Annotated in this window: 22 protein-coding genes; 14 read left to right on the top strand and 8 right to left on the bottom strand. The window is 73.5% G+C overall.

What is annotated here, in order from left to right; all coding sequences use genetic code 11:
* Position 1: 1 nt before the first annotated feature.
* The 6 genes from VKK44_RS28095 (at position 2) to VKK44_RS28070 (ending at position 4,716) form a co-directional block, all read left to right on the top strand.
* Positions 2-1,000, top strand: a complete 999-nt coding sequence (locus tag VKK44_RS28095; RefSeq protein ID WP_343447927.1) for a hypothetical protein — start codon at positions 2-4, stop codon at positions 998-1,000.
* Positions 1,001-1,067: 67 nt separating this feature from the next.
* Complete coding sequence (locus VKK44_RS28090) at positions 1,068-1,850, top strand: hypothetical protein (RefSeq protein ID WP_343444180.1); 783 nt, start codon at positions 1,068-1,070, stop codon at positions 1,848-1,850.
* 72 nt (positions 1,851-1,922) lie between these two features.
* Positions 1,923-2,777 carry a hypothetical protein gene (locus tag VKK44_RS28085; protein ID WP_343444179.1) on the top strand — a complete coding sequence of 285 codons (855 nt, stop codon included), beginning with the start codon at positions 1,923-1,925 and terminating at the stop codon, positions 2,775-2,777.
* Positions 2,774-3,583, top strand: a complete 810-nt coding sequence (locus VKK44_RS28080; RefSeq protein ID WP_343444178.1) for an SDR family NAD(P)-dependent oxidoreductase — start codon at positions 2,774-2,776, stop codon at positions 3,581-3,583. Before VKK44_RS28085 ends, VKK44_RS28080 begins: the two co-directional genes overlap by 4 nt.
* A 158-nt stretch (positions 3,584-3,741) precedes the next feature.
* Complete coding sequence (gene pyrE / locus VKK44_RS28075; protein ID WP_107162644.1) at positions 3,742-4,281, top strand: orotate phosphoribosyltransferase; 540 nt, start codon at positions 3,742-3,744, stop codon at positions 4,279-4,281.
* 57 nt (positions 4,282-4,338) lie between these two features.
* Complete coding sequence (locus VKK44_RS28070; protein WP_007073957.1) at positions 4,339-4,716, top strand: ArsR/SmtB family transcription factor; 378 nt, start codon at positions 4,339-4,341, stop codon at positions 4,714-4,716.
* A gap of 230 nt (positions 4,717-4,946) precedes the next feature.
* Here VKK44_RS28070 and VKK44_RS28065 read toward each other — a convergent pair whose 3' ends face one another.
* The 4 genes from VKK44_RS28065 to VKK44_RS28050 all read right to left on the bottom strand — a co-directional run bounded on the left by VKK44_RS28065 (position 4,947) and on the right by VKK44_RS28050 (position 11,610).
* A complete protein-coding gene (locus VKK44_RS28065) occupies positions 4,947-5,729 on the bottom strand; it encodes a DedA family protein (RefSeq protein ID WP_343447926.1) in 783 nt (260 codons plus the stop codon).
* 138 nt (positions 5,730-5,867) lie between these two features.
* A complete protein-coding gene (locus tag VKK44_RS28060) occupies positions 5,868-8,384 on the bottom strand; it encodes a polynucleotide kinase-phosphatase (protein WP_343444177.1) in 2,517 nt (838 codons plus the stop codon).
* Positions 8,381-9,817: a 3' terminal RNA ribose 2'-O-methyltransferase Hen1 gene (locus VKK44_RS28055; RefSeq protein ID WP_343444176.1), complete on the bottom strand. Its 1,437-nt coding sequence runs from the start codon at positions 9,815-9,817 to the stop codon at positions 8,381-8,383. Before VKK44_RS28055 ends, VKK44_RS28060 begins: the two co-directional genes overlap by 4 nt.
* A 227-nt stretch (positions 9,818-10,044) precedes the next feature.
* The gene (locus VKK44_RS28050; RefSeq protein WP_343444175.1) at positions 10,045-11,610 is read right to left on the bottom strand and encodes an LPXTG cell wall anchor domain-containing protein; all 1,566 of its coding nucleotides are present in this window, start codon (positions 11,608-11,610) and stop codon (positions 10,045-10,047) included.
* A 169-nt stretch (positions 11,611-11,779) separates the two neighbouring features.
* Between VKK44_RS28050 and VKK44_RS28045 the strand changes: the two genes are divergently transcribed.
* Entirely contained in the window at positions 11,780-12,265 is a 486-nt protein-coding gene (locus tag VKK44_RS28045) for a SigE family RNA polymerase sigma factor (RefSeq protein WP_343444174.1), read from the top strand.
* Positions 12,262-13,305, top strand: a complete 1,044-nt coding sequence (locus VKK44_RS28040; RefSeq protein ID WP_343444173.1) for an LCP family protein — start codon at positions 12,262-12,264, stop codon at positions 13,303-13,305. Before VKK44_RS28045 ends, VKK44_RS28040 begins: the two co-directional genes overlap by 4 nt.
* Before the next feature lie 6 nt (positions 13,306-13,311).
* Here VKK44_RS28040 and VKK44_RS28035 read toward each other — a convergent pair whose 3' ends face one another.
* Complete coding sequence (locus VKK44_RS28035) at positions 13,312-13,524, bottom strand: hypothetical protein (RefSeq protein WP_281933614.1); 213 nt, start codon at positions 13,522-13,524, stop codon at positions 13,312-13,314.
* 135 nt (positions 13,525-13,659) lie between these two features.
* Between VKK44_RS28035 and VKK44_RS28030 the strand changes: the two genes are divergently transcribed.
* Together VKK44_RS28030 and fbaA are read left to right on the top strand one after the other, a co-directional pair.
* Complete coding sequence (locus VKK44_RS28030; RefSeq protein ID WP_343444172.1) at positions 13,660-14,043, top strand: phage holin family protein; 384 nt, start codon at positions 13,660-13,662, stop codon at positions 14,041-14,043.
* A 132-nt stretch (positions 14,044-14,175) separates the two neighbouring features.
* Complete coding sequence (gene fbaA, locus VKK44_RS28025) at positions 14,176-15,198, top strand: class II fructose-bisphosphate aldolase (RefSeq protein ID WP_343444171.1); 1,023 nt, start codon at positions 14,176-14,178, stop codon at positions 15,196-15,198.
* A 58-nt stretch (positions 15,199-15,256) separates the two neighbouring features.
* On the opposite strand, the gene VKK44_RS28020 is transcribed toward fbaA, so the two are convergent.
* Positions 15,257-16,468 carry an LOG family protein gene (locus VKK44_RS28020; protein ID WP_343444170.1) on the bottom strand — a complete coding sequence of 404 codons (1,212 nt, stop codon included), beginning with the start codon at positions 16,466-16,468 and terminating at the stop codon, positions 15,257-15,259.
* A 260-nt stretch (positions 16,469-16,728) separates the two neighbouring features.
* On the opposite strand from VKK44_RS28020, the gene VKK44_RS28015 reads away from it, so the two are divergent.
* The gene (locus tag VKK44_RS28015) at positions 16,729-17,157 is read left to right on the top strand and encodes a DUF3151 domain-containing protein (RefSeq protein ID WP_343444169.1); all 429 of its coding nucleotides are present in this window, start codon (positions 16,729-16,731) and stop codon (positions 17,155-17,157) included.
* 49 nt (positions 17,158-17,206) lie between these two features.
* Here the strand turns inward: VKK44_RS28015 and VKK44_RS28010 are convergent, their stop codons facing one another.
* The gene (locus tag VKK44_RS28010) at positions 17,207-19,261 is read right to left on the bottom strand and encodes a MinD/ParA family ATP-binding protein (protein ID WP_343444168.1); all 2,055 of its coding nucleotides are present in this window, start codon (positions 19,259-19,261) and stop codon (positions 17,207-17,209) included.
* Positions 19,262-19,335: 74 nt separating this feature from the next.
* Positions 19,336-20,334: a diacylglycerol kinase family protein gene (locus VKK44_RS28005; protein ID WP_343444167.1), complete on the bottom strand. Its 999-nt coding sequence runs from the start codon at positions 20,332-20,334 to the stop codon at positions 19,336-19,338.
* A 122-nt stretch (positions 20,335-20,456) separates the two neighbouring features.
* Between VKK44_RS28005 and VKK44_RS28000 the strand changes: the two genes are divergently transcribed.
* The 3 genes from VKK44_RS28000 to purD all read left to right on the top strand — a co-directional run bounded on the left by VKK44_RS28000 (position 20,457) and on the right by purD (position 24,217).
* Positions 20,457-21,746 carry an adenylosuccinate synthase gene (locus VKK44_RS28000; protein ID WP_343444166.1) on the top strand — a complete coding sequence of 430 codons (1,290 nt, stop codon included), beginning with the start codon at positions 20,457-20,459 and terminating at the stop codon, positions 21,744-21,746.
* Positions 21,747-21,956: 210 nt separating this feature from the next.
* Positions 21,957-22,880 (top strand): type IV toxin-antitoxin system AbiEi family antitoxin domain-containing protein, encoded by a 924-nt coding sequence (locus VKK44_RS27995; RefSeq protein ID WP_343444165.1) that lies wholly within the window; start codon positions 21,957-21,959, stop codon positions 22,878-22,880.
* 89 nt (positions 22,881-22,969) lie between these two features.
* Positions 22,970-24,217, top strand: coding sequence for a phosphoribosylamine--glycine ligase (purD, locus tag VKK44_RS27990; RefSeq protein WP_343444164.1), 1,248 nt, complete (start codon positions 22,970-22,972; stop codon positions 24,215-24,217).
* Positions 24,218-24,312: the final 95 nt, after the last annotated feature.

Raw genomic sequence — 24,312 nt, 5'->3', positions numbered from 1 at the left:
GCTGCCGACCCGGGCGATCGACGCCGCCGCCTACCTCCAGGCGTTCGTGCTCTCCGGCGTGGTCACCGTGCTGGCCGTCCGGGCGTACCTCCAGGCCACCAACTATCCGCAGCTCGGCGGCGGTGGGCTGCACATCGCGCACGTGCTCTGGGGCGGCCTGCTGCTCGTCGTCGGCCTGGGCATCGCGCTGGTGTTCCTCGGTGGCGGGCCGCGCACCGCCGGCGCGGTGGTCGGCGGCGTCGGGTTCGGGCTCTTCATCGACGAGGTCGGCAAGTTCGTCACCACCCGCACCGACTACTTCTACGCGCCCGCCGCCGCCATCATCTACGTCGCGTTCGCCCTGCTCGTGCTGCTCACCCAGGCGGTACGCGGGCGCACCGGCCGGGCCCGCCTGACGCCGGCCGAACGCACCGCCAACGCGCTGGACCTGGTGCTCAGCGGCCTGCCCAACGGGCTGACCGACAGGCGTCGGATCGCGGTGCTGCGCCTGGTGCAGGGCACCGGGCCGGCCACCGAGGCGGCCCTCAGCCAGTTGCTGGACGCGGTGCCCCGACGGGAACCGCCGCCGGTGCGGTTCTGGCAGCGCGGGGCGGAGTGGACCCGACGCCTCGCCGCCTGGGCGGTGGGCCGGCGCTGGCTGGTCTGGCCGGTGGTGGTCTGGCTGGTGGTGGAGCCGGTGGTGACCGTGGTGGCGGTGGTCCTCGACGGCGTGACCGGGGCGCTGGATCAGGAACGGGAGTGGGGCGCGGTGCTCGGCGTCACCGCCACCGCGCTGGTCACCGCCGTACTCAGCCTGCGCGCGGCCTGGTTGCTGCGCCGGGACCGGACCGACGCGTTCCGGTTGTTCAAGCTGGCCCTGCTCGTCGACCTGCTGTTCGGGCAGGTCTTCAACTTCACGGTCAACCAGTTCGGCGCGGTCTCCGCGGTCGCACTCGACCTGGCGCTGCTCGGCGTGGTCACCGCCGAGCACCGGCGGCTGCGCCGCGCCGCCGACCGCTGAGCCTTTCTGCCGTGCTCACCTGGCCCGGGATCGCTACGGTGGTGATCTCATCCAGGGAGGGAGAATCATGGTCGATGCTCCGGGCACCCCGCCCCGCGCGCGTCCCAGTGTGGTGACGCTGTCCAGTTGGCTGCTCATTCTCGTCGCCGCCATCCAGGTGCTGAACCTGATCGTGACGCTGTCCGTCATCGGCAAGATCCGTGACGTGCTGACGGACGCGTACGCCGGCACCTCGGCCGAGTCGGCCGGCGACATCGCGTACGCGTTCACCATCGGCACGTCGATCCTGTCGCTGCTGCTGGCGGCCGGTCTGGTCGTGCTGGCGCTGCTGAACAACCGGGGGAAGAACGCCTCCCGCATCACCACCTGGGTGGTGGGCGGCATCCTGTTCTGCTGCACCGGTGGCAGCCTGCTCAACGGCGTCTCCGGCGGCACCATGGGCGGCGGCAACGCCAGCGGCGACCTGCCCAGCGGGCAGGAGATCCAGCGCCGGCTGGAGGACGCGCTGCCGTCCTGGTTCGCCCCGGTCAGCACGCTGCTCGGCATCGTCGCGCTGCTCGCGCTGCTGGGCGCGCTGATCCTGCTGGCGCTGCCGAAGTCGAACGAGTTCTTCCGCAAGCCCAAGGCGGGCTGGGAGCCGCCGGTGCCGGGTGGCGCCTACCCGGCGTACCCGTCGGCCCCGGGCCAGTCGGGCGACCCCGGTTACCCGTCGACGTCGGGCCAGTCGGGCGATCCGGCGTACCCGGCGTATCCGTCGACCCCCGACCAGCCGCCGACCACGCCGCCGCCGGCCGGGCCGACCGGTCAGCCGGGCGAGCGCCGTGACCCGGAGCCGCCACCCGGAAGTTGACGGCAGGATTTCAGCGACGCCGACGGTCCCTCCGAGTAGGTTGCAAGCCGACGCCTACCGGAGGGACCTGTCGTGTCGTACCCCGATCGGGCCGCGCCCCGCCGGCCGGGCGCGGTCGTCGCGGCGGTGACCGTGCTGCTGCTGATGGCGGCCGGCGCCGTGGCGTACGCGGTGACGAACCTGGTGGTCGCCGGCGGCACGGTGGACCGGTTCCGGGCCGCCGCGGCGGGCACCGACGCGAGCGGTGGCGACGTCGACCGGATGGCCGGCCTGCTGCGCGGCTCGACCGTGCTGGCCGCCGTGCTCGGCGTGCTGGCCGCGCTGCTGCTGGTCGGGCTCGCGCTCGGGCTGCGCGCCGGTCGCCCCGGCGCGCGGGTGGCCACCTGGACGGTCGCCGGGCTGGGGCTGCTCTGCGGCTGCTGCGGGTTCGCGACGCTGGTCGGGCAGCGGGCCGCCCCGCTGCGGCTCGGCGCCGACGACCGGGTCACCGCCGACCTGCTGGGCCTCGTCGGTGACGCGTACCCGGACCTGTGGATCTCGGTGAACGCGGCGATGCTGGCGGCGCAGATCGTCGGCTACCTGGTGGTCGCCGCGCTGCTCGCGACGCCCTCGGCCAATGCCTTCCTGCGCCGTCCGGCCCCGGCACGGTCCGGTCCGGCGACCGGCTACGGCGCGACCGTGTCCGGCGTGCCCGCCTCCGGGCCGACGCCCTGGGGGCCGCCACCCAGTCTGACCTCGCCGCCGTCCCCGCCCGCGCCGCGGTCCACGTCCCCGTTCGCGCCGCCTCCGCAGCCCTCGCCGCCCCCGCCGGCCGGGCCGCCGTCGCAGCCCTCGCAGCCCTCGCTGCCTCCGCCGGCCGGGCCGCCGTCGCAGCCCTCGCAGCCTCCGCCGGTTGGGCCGCCGTCGCCTCCGGAGGATCGTCCATGACCGACGCCGCCGAACCCGTCCGCCGTCGCGCCCTGGTCACCGGCGCAAGCCTGGGGATCGGCGAGGCGTTCGCCCGCCGGCTCGCCGCCGACGGCTGGGACCTGGTGCTGGTGGCCCGGGACGCCGCCCGGCTCGACGCGCTGGCGGCCGAGCTGACCGGCCGGCACGGCGGCGCGGCGGAGACGGTCCCGGCCGATCTGTCCACCGACGACGGTTGCGCGGTGGTCGAGCGCCGGTTGACCGCCGGCTCGCCGGTGGACCTGCTGGTGAACAACGCCGGGATCAGTCTGCACACCCCGTTCGTCAGGTCGGCGGTCCCGGACGAGGCGCGGTTGGTCCGGCTCAACGTGCTGGCGGTGCTCCGACTCACCCACGCGGCACTGGGCCCGATGATCGAACGAGGTCATGGGGCAGTGATAAATGTCTCTTCGGTTGCGGGGTTCGGGGTGCCCATGCCGGGATCGACGTACTCCGCCAGCAAGGCGTGGGTGACGAATTTCAGTGAGTCGATCGGGCAGTCGGTGGCTCCGCTCGGCGTACGCGTGATGGCGCTCTGTCCCGGCTACACCCGTACCGGCATTCACGAGCGAACCGGCATCGACATGTCGCGCCTGCCCGCCTGGGCCTGGCTGCGGGCCGACCAGGTCGTCGACGAAGGGCTGCGTGACCTGCGCAAAGGCAGGTTGGTGAGCGTGCCGGACTGGAAGTACAAGCTGGCCGTGGCCGGGCTGCGGCACGCGCCGAAACGCCTGTTGCGCGGCTTCAGGCGGGACACCCGGGGAGCTGTCGACCGGGCTCGCGGGTGACCGCGCCGCGTTCGCTCCGGCCGGCCCGATCCGCTGGTCGGGCCGGGATGGACGGTCGCACAGAGTAGCCGGGCATTGCCAATCATCGGTCGCCCACAGGGCTGACCGAGGTGGGCCCCGCAGACGGCGTACAGACTCGGGAAGTACGCTCTATCGCCATGGGGGACCACGACGACCTGCGTAAATTCATCACTGACCTGGCTGTGGTCCACGGTCGGGTGGTGCTCTCGTCGGGCCGTGAGGCGGACTGGTACGTCGATCTGCGTCGCGTCACGCTCCATCACCAGGCTGCCCCGCTGATCGGCCGGGTGATGCGCGACCTCACCGCGGACTGGGCGTACGACGCGGTCGGCGGCCTGACCCTGGGCGCCGATCCGGTGGCCGTCGCGATGCTGCACGCCTCGGCCGGCACCGACCGCCCGCTGGACGCCTTCGTGGTCCGGAAGGCGGGCAAGGCGCACGGCCTTCAGCGTCGGATCGAGGGCCCGGACGTGTCCGGGCGTCGGGTGCTGGCGGTGGAGGACACCTCGACCACGGGCGGAAGTGTGTTGACCGCCATCGAGGCGTTGCGTGAGGCGGGGGCGGAAGTCGTGGGCGTGGCGGTTATTGTTGATCGAGGCGCCGGCGACGCGGTGCGAGCCGCCGGACTGCCTTATCGGGCGGCCTATACGTTGGCTGACCTCGGCCTTGTGGCCTAAAAGTTTGCCGATTCGGATCTGCTGATATGCAGGCGGATCGATGCTGCTGGTGGAAGGATGGAATACGTGGGAACTGCGTTGGCTGAAATGACCATGCCTCAGATCTCGCCGCTTGCCGGCGAGCCGATCGAACGCGCCGACGCCGAGCGGCTGGCGGGGGTCCTCAAGGCCCTCGCCGACCCCGCCCGGCTGCGGCTGCTCAGCCTGATCCAGTCGGCTCCCGAGGGGGAGGCGTGCGTGTGTGACCTCACCGCGCCGCTCGGCCTCTCGCAGCCGACGGTCAGTCACCACCTGCGTATCCTCACCGAGGCCGGCTTGCTGGAGCGGGAGAAGCGTGGGGTCTGGGCGTACTACCGGCTGGTGCCGACCGCGATCGCGACGATCGCGGATCTGCTCACCCCGCCGCGGAAGCGGGCCACCAAGAAGGCTCGCTGACACCACGGCCCGTCCGCGGACGGGCCGGCCGGCCGAGGCCCCGGCGCGATGGCACGCGCGCCGAACCCGGCAGGCCGTTCCGCCCGGATGCGGGTGACCGGTGGCGTGCCAGGGGTGGCGCCACCATCGCACGGTGACGGCTGTCGTCATCCGTGTCACCCGTGAGCCGACAGGTCAGACGCGAAGGCCGGCCCCCGCCCGGGGGCCGGCCTTCGGCGTGTCCGTACCGGTCAGCGGCGGTGCTGGCCGCCGGGCCCGTGCGGGTGGTCGTCGCCGTCGACGGCGTCCCGGACGGCGTCCACGGTGCCGGCCGCGGTGGCCGCGGCGATCACCGCCACCGCCTCGCCGCGCTTGCGCGCCTTCCGGTCGCGAAGGAACTCGAAGAAGATCGGCAGCACCGAGATCAGGATGATCAGCGCGACGACCGGCAGGATGTACCGGTCGATCTTGTCGCCGATGGCGTCGTAGATCTGGCGGGCCAGCAGGTAGCCGATCAGCAGGATGCCGTCCACCCAGAGGACCGCGCCGACCACGTTCCACACGAAGAACTGCCGGGCCGGCATGCCGAGCACCCCGGCCACCGGGTTCAGGAACGTCCGCACGATCGGGATGAAGCGGGCCAGCACCACGGCCTTGGCCGGGCCGAACTTCTGGAAGTAGTACTCCGCCTTCGCCACGTACTCCCGCTTGAACAGGCGGGAGTTGGGCTTGTCGAACATGCGTCGCCCGTAGCGCGCGCCGAGCCAGTGCCCGAGCTGCGCGCCGGCGATCGCGCAGATCGGCCCGCCGATCATCAGCCCGGCCAGCGAGAGCCGCGTGCCGCTGCCGAAGATGGCGTCGGCCACCGGGGACGCGGCCACCCCGGCCAGGAAGAGCAGCGAGTCCCCCGGGAAGAAGAAACCGACCAGCAGACCGGTCTCGGCGAACAGGATCGCCCAGACGCCGATCATCCCGAAGGTGTGGATGAGGTCCTTCGGGTCGAGCGGATTCAACGCCACGTTCTCGGAGATCATCCGGGTCTTCTCTGCTGTGTCCACGGCCACAAAGGGTACCCGCCCACCCCCTACCCTCGGCCCACCCCTGCTGTTTCCCGGAAAGAGGGCCCATCGATGCTCGAACAGCCACACTTTCCGGGAAACAGCGAGGGTGGGTCACAGGCGCGGGTCGACGGGTTCCGACTCACAGGCCAGGATCGCGAACACCAGCTCGTGGCGGCGCCAGAGCGGAGCGTCCTCGGCCAACGCGTCCAGGGCGGCCAGGCCCAGGCCGTGCTCCCGCAGCGCCAGCCCGCGCTTGCGGCCCAGCGAACGGCGGCGCAACGCGGCGAGCTGCGCCGGCTCGGTGTACCCGGGACCGTAGATGATCCGTAGGTACTCCCGACCGCGGCACTTGATCCCCGGCTGGAGCAGCGAGCCCTTCGGCGACCGGGCGGCCAGGCCGGCGTACGGCTTGACCACCATGCCCTCGCCGCCGGCCGCGGTCAGCGCCAGCCACCAGTCGGTGGCGGCCGACACCGCCGCCTCGTCGGACAGCTCCACCACCAGCCGCCGGGTCGGGGTGAAGAACTCCGGGTCGGCCGTGCGGAGCCGGTCCGCCAGCGCCAGGTGCCAGCCGTGGTCGCGGTCGGCGTAGCTCGCCCCGGCACCGGCCAGCACCGCGAACGGGGCCAGCGTCACGCCGCGCAGCCCGTCCGTCGGCCCGACGTACGCCCGGTACGCGGCCGAGTACGCGGTCACCTCGGCCGCCCGCTCGGCCATCCGGGCCCGCAACCCGTCCACCGGCAGCCCGCGCCCGGCGGCGGCGTCCAGCGTGGCCAGCACCGCCGGCAGCGCCGCCCGGCCGGCCGCGCCCACCCCGGCGTACTGCTCGCGGATCAGGCCGCCCGCCTTCGCCGACCAGGGCAGCAGCTCCGCGTCGAGCAGCAGCCAGTCGGTGTCCAGTTCGGCCCAGAGACCGGCGGTGTCGACCGCCGCGCGCACCCGGGCCAGCAGTTCGTCGTCGAGCGGCGGCCCGAAGAACGGCCGGCCGGTACGGGTGTGCACGGCCCCACCGCCGAACCGGCCCGGCTCCCGTTCCACCAGCACCACGGCCCGCGAGCCCATGTGCTTCTCCTCGCACACCACCCGGTCGACGCCGGCCCCGCGGTAGTCGGCGAACGCCTGCGCCGGATGCTCCAGGAACCCCTCCACGGTCGACGTGGAGCAGGGCGCCATCGTCGGCGGCAGCCACACCAGCCGGCCCGGGTCCAGCGCGTACCGGCTCATCACCTCCAGCGCGGCGGCGGCGTTCTCGGCCGGCACGGTCAGCGACCCGTACGCGTGGGTCAGGTGCCGCCGACCGGTCACGTCCGCCACATCCAGCACGGTGTCCGGCCGGGCCGGGGCGGGCGGGACCAGCGGGCGGGCCGGGGCGTACCACTCCCGTTCCGCCGGGACCGCCACCAGTTCCTTCTCCGGGTAGCGCAGCGCGGTCAGCTTCCCGCCGAACACGCAGCCGGTGTCCAGGCAGATGGTGTTGTTGACCCACTCCGGCTCCGGCGTCGGGGTGTGCCCGTAGACGACCATCGCCGAGCCCCGGTAGTCGCGCGCCCACGGGTAACGCACCGGCAGGCCGTACTCGTCGGTCTCGCCGGTGGTCTCGCCGTAGAGCGCGAACGACCGCACCCGGCCGGACGCCCGGCCGTGGTAAGGCTCCTTGAGGCCGGCGTGCGCCACCACCAGCCGCCCGCCGTCCAGCACGTAGTGGCTGACCAGCCCGTCGATGAACGTCTCCGCCTCGGCGACGAAGGCCGCCGGCTCCGCGGCGAGCTGCGCCATCGTCTCGGCCAGCCCGTGGGTGAGCCGCACGTCCCGGCCGCGCAGCTTGCGCAGCAGCTTCTGCTCGTGGTTGCCCGGCACGCAGATCGCGTGGCCGGCCGCCACCATGCCCATCACCAGGCGGAGCACGCCGGGCGAGTCCGGGCCGCGGTCCACCAGGTCACCCACGAAGACCGCGGTACGCCCGGCGGGGTGCGTCGCGTCCACCGGGCGGCCCGCGTCGTCGCGGCGCAGCGCGTAACCGAGTCGGGACAGCAGCGCCTCCAGCTCGGCGCGGCAGCCGTGCACGTCCCCGACGATGTCGAACGGGCCGGTCAGCTCCCGCCGGTCGTTGAACAGCTTCTCGTAGCGGACCTCGGCCGCGTCGATCTCCTCGACGCCGTGCAGCACGTGCACCTTGCGGAAGCCCTCCCGGGCCAGCCGCCCGTACGACTGCCGCAGGTCACGCCGCATCCGGGTGAGCACCTGCCGGCCGTGCGTCCGGTCGGCGCGCGCCTCGGTACGCGCCCAGGCCACCGCCTCCGGCACGTCCAGCACGATCGCCACCGGCAGCACGTCGTGCTCCCGGGCCACCCGGATCAGCCCGGCGCGGGCGTGCGGCTGGAGGTTCGTCGCGTCCACCACGGTCAGCCGTCCGCGCCGCAGCCGGATGCCGGCCACGTGGTGCAGCGCGTCGAACGCGTCACCGGACGCGGACTGGTCGTTCTCGTCGTCGGCGACGAGGCCACGGAACATGTCCGAGGAGAGCACCTGGCTGGGCGCGAAGTGCCGGCGGGCGAACGTGGACTTGCCGGCGCCGGAGACGCCGACCAGCGCCACCAGCGCCAGCTCGGGAATGTCCAGGACGGTCATCGGCTAGTCTCCTCCTTCCGGTCGTCGCGGGTGAAGATCGCAAGCTGGGTCGGGGTGCCCACCTCGGGGTCGTCGTCGCCGACGCCGCCGATCGCGGCGGTGTAGCCGTGCGCCGCCGCCACCCGGGCCACCCAGGCCGTGAACTCCGCCCGGGTCCACTCGAACCGGTGGTCGGCGTGCCGGAACCGGCCCGGCCCGAGGCCCTCGTAGCGGACGTTGTACTCCACGTTCGGGGTGGTCACCACCACCGTGCCGGGCCGGGCGTGGCCGAACACCGCGTCCTCCAGCGCCGGCAGCCGGGGCGGGTCGAGGTGCTCGACCACCTCCATCAGCACCGCCGCGTCGTAGCCGCGCAGCCGGTCGTCCCGGTAGGTCAGCGCCGACTGCCACAGGTGGATGCGGTCCCGCTGCCGCTCCGGCAGCCGGTCCAGTCGCAGCCGCCGGGCCGCCATGGCGAGCGACCGGTCGGCCACGTCGACGCCCACCACCTCGGTGAACCGCCGGTCGGCGGCCAGCGCGGTGAGCAGCGCACCACCGCCGCAGCCCAGGTCCAGCACCCGGCTCGCGCCGCTGTCGCGCAACGCGGCGAGCACCGCCGCCCGCCGCTGCGTCGCCAGCGAGGCGCGGGGCGTCTCCGGGGGCGTCTCCGGGTCGACGCTGTCGTCGGCGGGCGGCTCGTCGGCGAGGCGCAGCTCCGCCAGGCGGGCCAGCGCGGCACCGGCCAGGGCCCGGCGGTGCGCCAGGTAGCGGCGGGTGATCAGGCCCCGCTCCGGGTGGTCGGCCAGCCAGCCGAAGCCGGCCCGCAGCAGCTTGTCCACCTCGTCCGGCGCGACCCAGTAGTGCTTGGCGTCGTCAAGCACCGGCAGCAGCACGTACAGGTGGTTGAGGGCGTCGGCGAGCCGCAGCGTCCCGGTCAGCGTCAGGTCGACGTAGCGGCTGTCACCCCATTCCGGGTACGTCTCGTCGAGCGGGACCGGAGTGGCCGTCACGGCCCAGCCGAGCGGGGCGAAGACGCGTACCGCCAGCTCGGCGCCGCCCCGGCAGCGCAGCACCGGCACCCGCACGGTCAGCGGGATGCCGGTGGCGGCCAGCTCGGGGCGGTCCCGGGACTCGCCGCGCAGCGCCGAGCGGAACACCTTCGTCAGCGCCGAGGAGAGCAGGCTGGAGGCCGCGTACGGGCGGTCGTTGACGTACTGCCCGAGGGTGAAGCCCTCCGGCGCGGTCGACTGCCGGCGGCCCCGGGCCCCGCCCAGCTTCAGCGGGTCCACCTCGACCAGCAGCGCCGCCGTGCACCGCGTCTCGTCCGCCTCCGGGTAGAACACGTGCGCGGTACCGGCGGGCAGGTCGAAGCTCTGCACGCGGTCCGGGTGCTTGACGAGGAGGTGGCCGAGGTCGGTGGCGGGGCGGTGGGTCGTGGTGAGGGTCAGCAGCACGGGGTTGATGTTCCTTGATCTTTGTTGCGCTGTCGTGGGGTTTCCGGGGGAGCCCGACCCGCTCCGGGCGGTCAGGCTTGATCCCTGCGCGGGTCGGGCTCCCCCGGAAACCCTTCGTGCTCGTTCGCCGCCGACCGTGCTGCTTTTGGGGTCTTCTTTTCGGGGTGCTCTGGATGTGGGGGTGCCCCGCCGATGTGGTGGTCGGCGGGGCACCCGGGGTGGTTCGGTCAGGCGACGAAGCGGGTCTTGCGGCGGCGGGCCACCACGTAGCCGCCGAAGCCGGCGGCGAGCAGCAGCGCGCCGATGCCGGCGATCAGGCCGGTGGAGGAACCGGTGATCGGCAGCGTGCCGCCGTCACCGCCACCCTGGCCGCCGTCACCACCCGCGGCGGCGTTGACGACGACCTTGGCGGTGTCGTTGGCCGGCTTCAGGTCACGGATGAAGCCGCCGTCGCACTGGCACGTGACATTGATCTTCACCGGCCCGGTCGCGTTGGGGATCACCTTGTCGATCCGGAGCGAGAAGTCCAGCATCGCCGACTCGCCGGCCTTCAGCACGCTGCCGAAGTAGCAGAAGTAGTGACGCTGACCCGGCTCGCCCGGCTCGCCCCACTCCTCGCCGTTCCTGGTGATGCAGTTCTCCGGTACGGCGACCGCGGTCGTGCCCTGCGGCACGTCGAAGTTCAGGTAGGTGACCGAGCTGCCCGCCCGGTTGTAGTCGAGAGTCGCCGGACCGTTGTTACGCAGCCCGAAGGTCGCCTTCACCGTGGCGCCGGCCTTGCCGGTCACCGAGGTGCCGAGCGCCTCGAGATCGGTGCCGTTCTTACCGGTCGCCGTCACCGTCATGATCGTGCCGTTGTTCTCCGGCTGCCGATCGGCCTGGAAGCCCCGGGCGGTCGCCTTGCCGGGGACCGGGGTGAGGGCCAGCTCGCCGTCGGTGCCCGGCTTACCGATGGTCTCCTGGTAGAAGCCCACGTCCTTCTGGAAGTCCTCGAACTCGGCCGGGGTCATCCAGATGATCTCGCCGTACTTGGAGCTCGGGGCGTAGGTGTCCGCGCCGAGGACGTACGGCAGCGACGCGCTGAAGGTGCTGCCCGAGGGCAGTTCCTCGTCGAACGTGCAGGTGCGCAGCTCGTCGCCCGCGTAGGTGCAGTTGTTGAAGTGCTTGGCCGCGTTGAGGCCGTAGTCGTGGTAGAAGATGGCGACCGCGCCCTTGGCGGTGAGCTCGCCCGCGTTGCTGACCGTCGCCGGAGCGGTGAAGGTGCCACCCGGCGCGACCGACGTCTTGGTCTCGGGACCGGCGGCCAGGTCGACGCCCTCGCCGACCCGGATCTTCGCGTCGTGCGAGACCGGCTCGTAGCCGGCCGCGGTCATGGTCACCTTCAGCGTGCCGGCATCGCCGTCCTTCGCCTTGGCGGTGGCCTTGAGCTGCACCTCGAAGATGCCGCTCGAACCCCACACGTCCGCGTCGATGTCGAACGGGTCGGCGCAGAGCAGCACGTACTCGGACGGGGTGCTGCAGTAGGGGTCGTCCGCGTTGCTGACGGTCACCTTGCCGGCCAGGTCGGAGAAGTCGTAGCGGACGGCGACGTCGTGCAGCACGGTCGGGGCGGAGCTGAAGATTCGACTGTCCCCGATCTTGCCGTCGGAGTTCGTCGCGATCGTGGTGTCGCTGAAGTAGAGGCCCAGCTTGACCTGGGGGGCCGCGGCGACGGCGGGGGTGGCGGAGGCGGCGACGAACGCGCCTGCGACGCCCAACCCGGCGAGACAGCGCCGGGTGGAGTTGCTGAGCATGGTGGGGGGTCCTCCCGTGGGGATGATCAGGTGGAGCCCGTGGAGCTTAAAGATTCCTTAAGTCGATCCGTTGCCCCGCACAGCGAACATTGACCGAACGGTTGATCACCATCGTCGCAATGTTCGGTGCCCCCGTGCCCGTCTATCGAGCGGGACACCGGGAGGTGCAGTGACGTACGAGGAGTTCGCCGACGCGCGGCTGGGCGCGCTGCTGCGGTACGCGGTCATGTTGACCGGCGACCCGCACCAGGCCCAGGACCTGGTGCAGGAGACCATGGTCCGGGTCCAGCTCCACTGGCGGCGGGTGGCCCACGCCGACGCGCCGGAACGGTACGTGCGCCGGATGCTCACCAACCAGTTCGTGGACTGGCGGCGCGGCTCGTGGGCCCGCCGGGTGCTGCTGCGTGGCGAGCCCGACGAGGCGGTGCCCGCGCCGGCCGACCACGCCCAGTCCGCGGTGGACCGGGACCAGGTCTGGTCCTGGCTGTCCCGGCTGCCCCGGCGGCAGCGCGCCGCGCTGGTGCTGCGCTACTACGAGGACCTGACCGACGCGGAGATCGCCGACGTGCTCGGCTGCGCCGTCGGCACCGTCCGGTCCAGCATCTCGCGTGCCCTGGCCACGCTCCGAGCCGAACACGTGGAGGTCTGCTCATGATCGAGGACGAGCTGCGGGCCGCGTTCGCCCGGCACGAGGCGCTGACGCCGCCCACCGGCCCGGTCCGGGCCGCCATCGACCGGGCGGTGGCCCATCGGCGGCGGCGTCGCCGCCGGGTGCGCCTGGCCGGCACCGCGCTGGCGGTGGCCGCCGTGGCGCTCGTCGGCTTCACCGTGGTGACGCCCCGGCCGCCGCAGTCCACGCGCCCCGCCGCTCCGCCGTCGCCGGCCCCCACCGCCGCGCTGAACGTGCTGCTGCTCGGCCTGGACGAAGCGGACGCGAGCCGGCGGGCCGACTCGATCCTGCTGGTGCACGTGCCGGCCGACCGGAGCCGGCTCTACCTCGTGTCCATCCCGCGCGACCTGCTCGTGCCGATGCCCGACGGCGGGACGGACAAGCTCAGCGCGACGTTCACCCAAGGTGCCGGGTCGGGGGACCTGGCGGCCGGCTACCGGGCCACCCGCCAGGCGGTCACCCGGCTGACCGGGGTGCCGGTGGACGCCGGGGTGGTGCTCACCTACCGGGACGCCCGGACGCTGACCGACGCGGTCGGCGGCGTACCGGTCTGTCTGCCGGCGGCGGTGCGCTCGGTGCACACCGGCCGGCGCTTCCCGGTCGGCTGCCAGCGGCTCGACGGCGCGCAGGCGGTGGACCTGCTCCGACAGCGGTACGGCCTGCGCGACGCCGTGCTGGACCGGGAACGCAACGCGCTCCGGTACGCGGCCGGCCTGCTCCACCAGGTGCGCGAGCAGGGGATCACCACCGACCCGGTACGCCTCGGCCGGCTGATCGGCCAGCTCGGGCCGGCCCTGACCACCGACACCGGTGACCTGTCCCTGCCGGCGCTGCTCTCCCTGGCCGGCCGGGCGAGCACGACGGACCCGGTCGCGCTCGGCCTGCCGGTCCGCTACCAGGAGTGGACGGCGCGCGGGTTCGCACCGGACCCGACGCTGGTCGACGGCTTCCGGGACGCGTTGCGCGGCGACCGGCTGGCCGGCTGGGCCGCCGCCCACCCGGCGCAGGTCACCAGCCTGCGCTGAGGGCCGTCAGCGGTAGTCGTCCTCGTCTGCGCCGACCACGCGGGCCTGCTCCATGGCGTCCCAGTCGGCGACCTCCAGGCCCCGGTGCGGCTCACCGTCGGTGTCGTCGAGGGTGGCCGGGGCGGCCTGCTCGACCGCGTCGGCCGGCTCCGCCTCGGGGTCCCGTTCCTCCGGAGCGAGGTGGTCGCTCGGGGCGAAGTCCTCGTCGGGCTGTCCCATCGTCCCCTCCTGCGTCTCGTTCCGACCGTGCCCCACCACCGTACGGGCTGGTCCGGGCCACCGCTCGGAGCCGGCCGAAGCGCGGAGTCGGCGATTGCGCCCTCCCCGGCGCGCGGCCGGTGCCAGGATGGGGTCGTGGGCTTCCTCATCCGACTGGCGATCACCGCGGTCGCGCTGTGGATGGCGACGCTGATCGTGCCCGGGGTGCAGGTGACCGGCCGCAACGGCGGCAGCACGGTGTTCACGCTGATCGTGGTGGCGCTCGTCTTCGGTGTGGTCAACGCGGTGCTCAAGCCGCTGATCAAGGTGTTCGGCTGTGTGTTCTACCTGCTCACGCTCGGCTTGTTCGCGCTCGTGGTGAACGCGCTGCTGTTCCTGCTGACCGACTGGATCGCCGGCGTGCTGCGCCTGCCGTTCCACGTCGACGGCTTCTGGGCCGCCTTCTGGGGGGCCATCGTGGTGTCGGTGGTGAGCTGGGTGATCAGTGTCGCCGTGCCGGACCGCCTGGAGGGGCGGTGAGCGGTGCCCGGGTCGGTTGTGCCCCGCGTTCGCTCCTACGGGATACTGCCCGCGGTGGACAGCGCGGTCCGGCGCACCCGAGGAAAGACGGCGGCCTGCACGGCCGAGAGCGGTAAGTAAGGAGCGTTCGACATGCCCATCGCTTCCCCCGAGGCTTACGCGGAGATGCTGGACCGGGCCAAGGCCGGCCGGTACGCGTACCCCGCGATCAACGTGACCTCCTCCCAGACGCTGAACGCGGCGCTCAAGGGCTTCGCCGACGCGGAGAGCGACGGCATCATCCAGGTCTCCACCGGCGGCGCGGAATACCTCTCCGGCCCGTCGATCAAGGACATGGTGACCGGCGCGACCGCGTTCGCCGCGTACGCGCACGAGGTGGCCAAGAAGTACCCGGTGACCGTCGCGCTGCACACCGACCACTGCCCGAAGGACAAGCTGGACAAGTTCGTCCGGCCGCTGATGGCCATCTCGCAGGAGCGGGTCAAGAACGGCCAGGAGCCGCTGTTCCAGTCGCACATGTGGGACGGCTCGGCCGTGCCGGTGGCGGAGAACCTGGAGATCGCCGAGCAGCTCCTCGCCGAGGCCGCCAAGGGCAAGATCGTCCTGGAGATCGAGGTCGGCGTCGTCGGTGGCGAGGAGGACGGCGTCGAGAACGCCATCAACGACAAGCTCTACACCACCGTGGACGACGGCCTGGCCATGGTCGAGGCGCTGGGCCTGGGCGAGAAGGGCCGCTACATGGCGGCGCTGACCTTCGGCAACGTGCACGGCGTCTACAAGCCGGGCAACGTGAAGCTCCGTCCCGAGGTGCTCAAGCAGATCCAGGACGCGGTCGGTGCCAAGTACGGCAAGGAGAAGCCGCTCAGCCTGGTCTTCCACGGCGGTTCCGGCTCGCTGCTGTCGGAGATCCGGGAGGCGCTGGACTACGGCGTGGTGAAGATGAACATCGACACCGACACCCAGTACACGTTCTCCCGCCCGGTCGCGGACCACATGTTCCGCAACTACGACGGCGTGCTGAAGGTCGACGGCGAGGTCGGCAACAAGAAGCTGTACGACCCGCGCGTCTGGGGCAAGGCCGCCGAGGCCGGCATGGCCGCCCGCGTGGTCGAGGCCTGCGAGCACCTGCGCTCCACCGGCACCACCATGAAGTAGTCGAGTCGAAAGGAGGGGCCCCCTTTAACAGGCGTCTGTTAGAAGGGGGCCCCTCCTTTCACTTCACCAGCAGCGCGACCGCCTCGCGGACGTCGTCGGTGAGGTGGATCGTGCGGGACAGGTCGCCGAACGGGGAGGCGGCGAAGAGTGGCCGCAGCAGCGACTCCACCGGCAGCTCGGTGGTCCAGAACGCGCGGTCGAGGAAGACGTACGCGCCGCTCGCCCCGTCGGTGCCGTAGAACGTCTTGGTGGCGGCCTGGAACACCTCCTGCACGGTGCCGGCCCGGCCGGGCGCGAACACGATCCCGCCCCGGGCCAGCCGCAGGATGGTGTCCTCGCGGATGGCGTTGGAGAAGTACTTCGCGATCCGCCCGGCGAACAGGTTCGCCGGTTCGTGGCCGTACAGCCAGGTGGGGATGGCCAGGCCGCCGGAGCGGGCCCACCCGGTGTCCGGCGCCGCCGGCCGGGGCGTGGGCAGCGACGGGCCGTCCGCGTACCGCTTGCGCACGGCCAGCGCCGCCGCCGTGTACCGGTCGTGGTCGGTGAAGTCCGGCGCGGTGGCCAGCACGTCGATCGCGGCGGCCAGCTCGTCGGCCGGCCAGGCCGCGAGGAACGCGCCGAGGTTCGCCGCCTCCATCACGCCCGGCCCGCCGCCGGTCACCACCAGCCGGTCGGCCCGCGCCAGCTCCCAACCCAGCACCGCCGCCATCCGGTACGCGGCGCTGCCGCGCGGCACCGCGTGCCCACCCATCACGCCCACCACGGACTGCGGCCCGTGCGCGGCCAGCCACGACCGGGTCGCGTCGGCCAGCGCGTTGTCCACGCCGTGGTCGTGCAGCCGCTGGCCGAGCGCCTCGCGGACGTCCGGCAGCGCGCCGCCGTGCGCCCGGAAGTGCGCGTACACCCGGGTGTCGTACATCTCGGTGAACCCGCCCTCGGCGAAGCCGGCGGCCAGCTCGTCGGCGGTGTAGAGGTGGGACGGCTGGGTCGGGTAGGGCAGCCCGGAGAACGGCGGGACGACGTTGGCGCCCCGGCGGACCAGGTCCGCGCCCACCTCGCGGTCGGCGAACCGGCAACCCACGAAGAGCGTGCCGGCGACGTCGACGTCGCGCAGGTCCGGGACCGGGTCCAGGTCGAGGCGGAGCCCCTGCACGGTCAGGCCGGCGAGGGTCCCCCCGGCCAGCCGGTGATCGAACTCGGTCCGGGTCTGGACCTCGTCGACGTGGGGCGCGTGCGGCTCGATGACGTCCGCGGGTGGTGGGGTCGGCACCCGCTCATCCTGCCCCGGTCGGGCAACCTCGCAAACCCGGGCGGTACGGACAGGAGCCCGGCGGGCGCGCCGCCGGGCTCCTGCGTAACCGGTTCCTGGGGAGGCTCCGGACCTGTAGTTGTAGTGCAAGAACCACGGCCGCGGCATGGGCCGCGGGTACGTGTGGTCCCGCCGAGGCGTGACGAAACCCTCAGCCGTTCAGCCGACCGGCCGACCGGACCCCCTCGCGCGCGCCAGGGCGAAGCGGGTTGAATGGGACGATGCAGAACCTGTTGCCAGAGCCACCGGCCACCCTGCTCCCGGTCTCCGAGGAGGCCGACGCCGCGCTCGCCGCCGCGGCCGAGCAGGGCACCGACGAGGCGTACGCCGAGGTCGCGGCCCGCTTCCCGACCTACAGCGCGGGCTGGGCGGCGCTGGCCGGCCGCGCGCTCACCGCGGACCAGGTCGTCCCGGCCTACGCGTACGCGCGCACCGGCTACCACCGGGGGCTGGACCAGCTCCGCCGCAGCGGCTGGAAGGGCCACGGCCCGGTGCCCTGGTCGCACGCGCCCAACCAGGGCTTCCTCCGCTGCCTCTACGTGCTCTCCCGGGCCGCCGGCGAGATCGGCGAGGCGGACGAGGCGGCCCGCTGCGCCCAGTTCCTCCGCGACTGCGACCCGGCTGCCGGGGACGCGCTGGCCAGCGACTGACCCGTCTCGCGACGGCCGGCCCCCGCCGAGGGCCGGCCGTCGCGCCGTCCTACAGCCCTTCCGCCACCGACGCGGCGATCTTCAGCCAGGCGTCGCGGGTGGCGGCGGAGAGCTGGCCGTAGCGCAGCGGCTCGCCGGTGTCGATGAGCCGCTCGTACGGCGCCAGCAGCACCGCCCGGGTACGGGCGGCGAAGTGGGCCTGGATGGCCGGCAGGTCGATCTCCTTTCGGGACGGCGGCATGGAGACCACCGTGACCGCCTGCCGGACCAGCCGCTGCCGGCCGCTCTGCTCCAGGTGGTCCAGCATCCGGGCGGCGGTCTCGGCCGAGTCGTTCCGCGCCGACATGGTGACCACCAACTGGTCGGTGGCGTCCATGGCGGCCTGCCAGTTCTGCGCCCGGACGTTGTTCCCGGTGTCCACGAAGATCAGCTTGTAGAAGCGGCTGACCACGTCCCGGATCTCGGCGAACGCGGCGGCGGTCAGCATCTCGCCGCCGGTCGCCGACTCGTCCGAGGCGAGTACGTCGAACATCCCCTCGCCCTGCGAGCGGACGTACTGCGACAGGTCGCCGACGCGCCCCTGCGCACCCTGGAACTGGCCCAGGTCGCGCAGCATGTCGCGCACCGTACGGGCGTGGAAGTCCTGCTGGGCCCGCATGCCGAGGGTGCCCTGGGTCTCGTTGTTGTCCCAGGCCAGCACGTACCCGCCGCGCTTCTGGCCGAACGTCATGGCGAGCAGCAGGATGGCCACCGTCTTGCCGGCGCCGCCCTTCGGGTTGACCACTGTCACCTGGCGCAGCCCGCCGAAGTTGCGGCGGACCATCTCGATGTCGCGCTTCATCTCCTGCTCGTGCCGGCCGGGCGCGAGCCGGACCAGCCCGATCCGGTTCACCACCGCGCGGACGCCCATGGTGGCCACCGGGTCGACCGGCCGGACCTGACGCCGCCGGGCGAAGTCCTCCGCCGTCGGCGGCACCACCTGCGGCGCCGGCCAGCCCTGCTCCGGGTACACCCCGGGCGGCACGGCGGGCTGGCGCGGCGGCCCGGGCACCGGCGGGTACACCGGCCCGGTCGCCGGTGGCGCGGCCGGCCCGGCTGCCGGTGGCGCGGACGCCTGCGGGTACGCCGGTCCGGTCGTCGGTGGCGCGGACGCCTGCGGGTACGCCGGTCCGGCTGCCGGTGGCGCGGACGTTTGCGGCTGCGGTGTCTGTGCCGGTACGCCCGGGTGCGGCATTCCGGCGTGCGGCGGCAGCCCGGCCTGGACCGGCCCGCCCGTCCGGGGCGGTGCGCCGACGTGTTGCGGTCCGCCCGCCTGGACCGGTCCGTTCGCCGGTGGCGGTCCGCCCGCCTCCGACGGCCCACCGGGCTGCGGCGACCACCCCGGCGGATACCAGCCCGGCTGGCCGGGCTGCGGCGGGTAGGCGGCCGGCGGGTAGGCCGCGCCGTCGCCGTACGGCGGCAACGGCACGCCCGGCGACGGCGGGAACGGGCCGAGCCTGGGCGGGGACTGCTCGGTCGGCACGCCCGGCGGCTGCGGACCGTCCACGGACGCCGGACCGACCGGCGCGAAGCCGACGGCCGGCCCCGCGCCCACCGGCGCACCGGCGGCGAGGGGCGCGTCGCCGCCGGTGGCTCCGGCGTCCGTCCGTCCGGCTGCCGTCGGACCGGCGGCGGTGGGGCCGTCCGTCGAGCCGGCGGCCTCGCTGGCGACGCGCTGCGGTGGCTGCGCCCACGGCGACTCGGCGCGTCCGCTCGCCGGGACGTCACCGCCGCCGTCCGCCCGCGTCGGGGCCGGATTGCTGTCGTCCGGACGCGCCGCGGTGGTGTCGGGCCCGGCCGCCGGGGCGGCTGCCGGGGTGACCCACGCCGGTGCCGGTGGTCCGGCCTGGCCCGGGACGGGAGCCGGGGCGGCCTGCGGCGACGGAACCGGGGCGTCGGTCGACGGGAGCGGCCAGGGTGGCACGACCGGCTGGGCCGGTGCCGCCCACGGCGGCGCGGTGACCATCCCGTCGATCTCCTCGGGCGGCCAGAGCGGCTCGATGTCCCGCTCCGGCACCTGCGGTCGGCCCGCCACGTGGGCGCGGTCGTCGTTCTCGTGCACCACGGTTCCTCCAGATCCCTCCCGCCGAGGATAGGCGGTCCGGCCAGCCGGGTGGCCCGGGCACGGATCGACCAGGGTCAGCCCGTCCAGACCGCCCAGGCGCCCGGCTCGGTCCACCAGGACCGTTTCCGGCTCAGTTCACCCTCGACGCCGTCGTCGAGGAAGGGCACCCGATCGTCCCGGGGCACGACCGCCACGGCCCGGCCCCGGGCCCGGCGTACCTCGAGCCGGACCTTTTTCCGGCCCAACGCGGATCGGGTGACCACGGGCACGGCCACGCCCACCGCGATCCGGCCGTCGGTCGGATCCGGGTCGGCCAGCAGCGTCACCTCGCCGAGGCGCGCGTACCCGCCGGCGTTGCCGATCGCACACGCCGTGATCGGCTCGGTGCCGTCGCTGAGCACCGCGCCGTCGACCTCGACGCGGGCCCGCCAGTGCAGCGGTCGCCCGGCGTCGTCGGCCGCGCCGAGCAGCGCGCCGTCGAGCGTCACCGAGCCACCGTCGTTCCGCAGCAGGTCCAGCCGGCGCGCCGTGCCCTCCAGCACCGCCGTGGCCACCGCCGCCGGGTCACGCGGCAGCCCGAGCTGCGCGGCCAGATCGCGCGCCGTCCCGGACCGCGCCGGATCGAGCGGGAGCACCCCGACCGGGGGCAGGTCGGGCAGGGTGCGGTTCTCCGGCAGGTCGGCGGGGCGGCGGCTGGGCGGCGGAGCGTACCGGCGGACCAGCCGGCGCAGCACGGCGCGCAACTGGCCGTCACTGGCCGTGGCGACGATCAGCCGGGTCTTGCCGTCGGGGTCCGGCCAGGTGAGGCCGTCGGGGCGGGGCGGGCCGTCGAGACGGGCCAGCACCTCGTCGATCTCGGCATCCGACCGGGCGGTCACCGTGGTCACCCGGGCGCCGGCGGCGGTTAGCGCGTCCGCGCAGGCCAGCACCGGTACGCGCGGCGTCTCGCAGCGTTCCTCGCCGGCCGCCGCCACGGTGTCGACCTCGCCGCCGCAGCAGGCTCCGCCACTGCCGCAGCCCGCGCCGGGAGCGTCCCGCTCCGAGCCGAGGGTGAGCAGCACCACGTCGTACACGAACGAGCCTCCTGCTTCTCGACGAACCCCTGCCGGTCCCGCCGTCACTACTTGTTAGCCTGACACCCCGGGCTCGCCGACCGGTCGCCACCTGGCACCCGAGCCTTCTGGAGGCGGAGAAGATGCCAGCGATCGTGCTCCTCGGCGCCCAATGGGGCGACGAGGGCAAGGGCAAGGTTACCGACCTGCTGGGTGAGCGGGTCGACTACGTCGTGCGCTACTCCGGCGGCAACAACGCCGGCCACACGGTGATCACGCCGGATGGTCAGAAGTACGCGCTGCACCTGATGCCGTCCGGCGCCCTCTCGCCGAGCGCGATGATCGTCATCGGCAACGGTGTGGTGGTCGACCCCAAGGTGCTGCTACAGGAGATCGACGGGCTCGCCGAGCGCGGCGTGGACGTCTCCCGGCTGCGCATCTCCGGCGACGCGCACCTGATCATGCCGCACCACCGGGCGCTGGACCGGGTGGTCGAGCGCTACCTGGGCAGCGCCCGCATCGGCACCACCGGTCGGGGCATCGGCCCGGCGTACGGCGACAAGGTCGCCCGGATGGGCATCCGGCTCCAGGACCTGCTCGACCCGGGCATCCTGCGCAAGAAGCTGGAGCTGGCGCTCCGCGAGAAGAACCAGCTTCTGTTCAAGATCTACAACCGCAAGGCGATCGACGTCGACGAGACCGTCGAGGAGTACCTCCAGTACGCCGAGCGGCTGCGGCCGTACATCGCCGAGACCCGGGTCATGCTCTGGGACGCGCTGGACCGTGGCGAGACCGTGCTGCTGGAGGGCGCCCAGGCGACCATGCTCGACATGGACCACGGCACGTATCCGTTCGTCACCTCGTCGAACCCGACCGCCGGTGGCGCGTGCGTGGGCGCGGGCATCCCGCCGACCGCGATCACCAAGGTCATCGCGGTGAGCAAGGCGTACACCACCCGGGTCGGCTCCGGGCCGTTCCCGACCGAGCTGTTCGACGACAACGGGCAGCACCTGCGCAAGGTCGGCCACGAGTACGGCACCACCACCGGTCGCGAACGCCGGTGCGGCTGGTTCGACGCCGTGGTGGCCCGCTACGCCTGCCGCCTGAACGGCGTCACCGACCTGGTGGTGACCAAGCTGGACGTGCTCACCGGCCTGGCCAAGGTGCCGATCTGCATCGGCTACGAGATCAACGGCGAGCGGTTCGACGACATGCCGATGACGCAGACCGACTTCCACCACGCCACGCCGATCTACGAAGAGCTCGACGGCTGGTGGGAGGACATCACCAAGGCCCGGACCGAGGACGAACTCCCGGAGAACGCGCGGCGCTACATCGCCCGCATCGAGGAACTGACCGGCACCCGCGTCAGCGTCGTCGGAGTAGGCCCAGGCCGAGACGAAAACGTCCTCCGCCACCCCCTCCTCCCCTAACCCCTCCCTCCCCCTCCCCTCCCTCCCCCTCCCTCCGGCCCCCACTTCGGTGATCAAGGAGTTTGTGTCGGGTCCGGCGCGGGATCAGACGCGAACTCCTTGATCATCGGGGAGATGGCGGGCCGGGTGGGTGGGGTGGTGGTGGGTTGTTGTCCACAGGGTTTTCCACAGGGGTTTCGGGAGCCGGGTGGCGCGCGCGAGTGTGCGTTGGTGGGCGATCTCGACGAAGCGAGGCGGGTCGCCGTCCGGCAGGGCGGCTTCGTGACGGCGGCGCAGGCGTTGCTTCTGGGCTTCAGCCGGGACCAGATCCGGCACCTGGTTCGCTCCGGCCGGTGGATACGGGTCTCGCGCGGTTGCTACCTGCCGTTTTCTGAGCCTCCCGCGGCAGCCTTGCGACGCGCCCGGGTCCGTGCCGCCGTCGCGAGCCTGGGGCCGGGAGCGGTAGCCGTGCTGGGCACCGCCGCCGAGCTGCACGGCATCGACGGTCTCTGGTCGACGGGGGCGATCCACGTCTCCGTGCCGCCTGATCGTCCACACGTGCAACGTCGGGCGGAGCCGGGGCTGGTGATGCACCAACTGACACTGGACGCGGCGGATATCGGCCGGTTCGACGGCGTGCCGGCCACCACCCCCGTGCGCACGGTGGCCGACCTCGTTCGACGCGAGGATCGCTTCTCGGCGGTGTCTGTCCTGGACTCCGCGCTCAACCGCCAGCTCCTGACCGAGGCCGATCTGCTCCTGATACTCGCGCGCGTTGCGGGACGTAGCGGAGCGGTCGCCGCCCGCAGGCACGTCGCCGAGGCCGACGGGCGGGCCCAGTCCCCGCTGGAGACCCGCACCCGGCTCCGATGCGTCGACGGTGGTGTGCCGCCGGATGCCCTGCAACTGCACGTCCGGGACGACGACGGTCACCTGCTCGGCATCGGCGACATGGCCTGGCGCAGTGCACGCGTGATCGCGGAGGCGGACGGCCGGAGTCCGCACGGGATCCCGCAGGCGGTCTACGCGGATCGGTTCCGCCAGAACCGCCTCACCAACGCCGGCTGGCGCGTCCTCCGCTTCACCTGGGCCGACACCCTCCGGCCCGACTACATTCCGGCCACGGTCCGGCAAGCCCTCGGCCGCACCCGTTGACCAAGGAGTTGACGCCCCGACGGCGCGAATCTGGGACGCGAACTCCTTGATCAACGGGGTGGGGGGTGGGGGTCAGTAGGATGCGGATCGTGCGGGTTCTTTTGGTGGGTGGTGGGGGGCGGGAGCATGCGCTCGCGCTCGGGTTGGTTCGCGATCCGGCCGTCGAGGCGCTGGTGGCGGCTCCGGGTAATCCGGGGATCGCCGAGGTCGCCTCGCTGCGGGAGGTGACCCCCACCGATCCGGCGGCCGTGTCGGCGCTCGCCGTCGAGGTGGCCGCGGACCTGGTGGTCGTGGGTCCGGAGGCGCCGCTGGTGGCCGGCGTCGCGGACGCGGTACGCGCCAAGGGCATCGCGGTGTTCGGCCCCGGTGCCGAGGCGGCCCGGCTGGAGGGCTCGAAGACGTTCGCGAAGGACGTGATGACCGCCGCCGGCGTGCCGACCGCCCGCGCGTACACCTGCGTCGACGCGGCGGGCGTGGCGCGGGCGCTGGACGAGTTCGGTGCGCCCTACGTGGTGAAGGACGACGGGCTCGCCGCCGGCAAGGGCGTGGTCGTCACCGGCGACCGGGCGGTCGCCGAGCGGCACGCCGCCGAGTGCGGCCGGGTGGTGATCGAGGAGTTCCTCGACGGTCCCGAGGTCTCGCTCTTCGTGGTCACCGACGGCGAGGCGGCGCTGCCGCTGCTGCCGGCACAGGACTTCAAGCGCGTCGGCGACGGCGACACCGGGCCGAACACCGGCGGCATGGGCGCGTACGCGCCGCTGCCGTGGGCGCCGCCGGGCCTGGTCGACGACGTGATGCGCGACGTGGTGCACCCGACGCTGGCCGAGTTGCGCCGCCGGGGCACCCCGTTCGCCGGCCTGCTCTACGTGGGCCTGGCGATCACCGCCGCCGGTCCGCGCGTGATCGAGTTCAACGCGCGTTTCGGCGACCCGGAGACCCAGGTGGTGCTCGCCCTGCTGGAGACGCCGTTGGCCGGGCTGCTGCACGCCGCCGCCACCGGCACGCTGGGCGAGCACCCGCCGCTGCGGTGGCGCGACGGCGCGGCGGTCACCGTCGTGGTCGCGGCCGACGGCTACCCGGCGGGCCCGCGTACCGGTGACGTGATCACCGGCGCGGACCGCGCCGGGATCATCCACGCCGGGACCCGCCGGGACCCCGACGGCACGTTGCGTTCCGCGGGCGGCCGGGTCCTCTGCGGTACGGCCACCGGCCCGGACCTGGCCGCCGCGCGCGACGCCGCCTACCGGTTGGTACGCGGCGTCGAGCTGGCCGGCGCCCACCACCGCACCGACATCGCGGCGGCGGCGGTGGACGGACGGATCACGATCCCGGGCTGACCGGGGGCGCGGGCGGCACCATGGCGAGCGCCGCACCGATCACCGCCTGGGCGGTCGGGCTCAGCTCCTCGCCCATGGCGTCCGTCCCGGCGCGC

Origin of the sequence: Micromonospora sp. DSM 45708 (assembly GCF_039566955.1) — a bacterium.
In the GTDB taxonomy this organism is placed as follows: Bacteria; Actinomycetota; Actinomycetes; order Mycobacteriales; family Micromonosporaceae; genus Micromonospora.
Note: the sequence above shows the minus strand (reverse complement) of the source record. Positions and strands in the feature narration are given on the sequence as shown.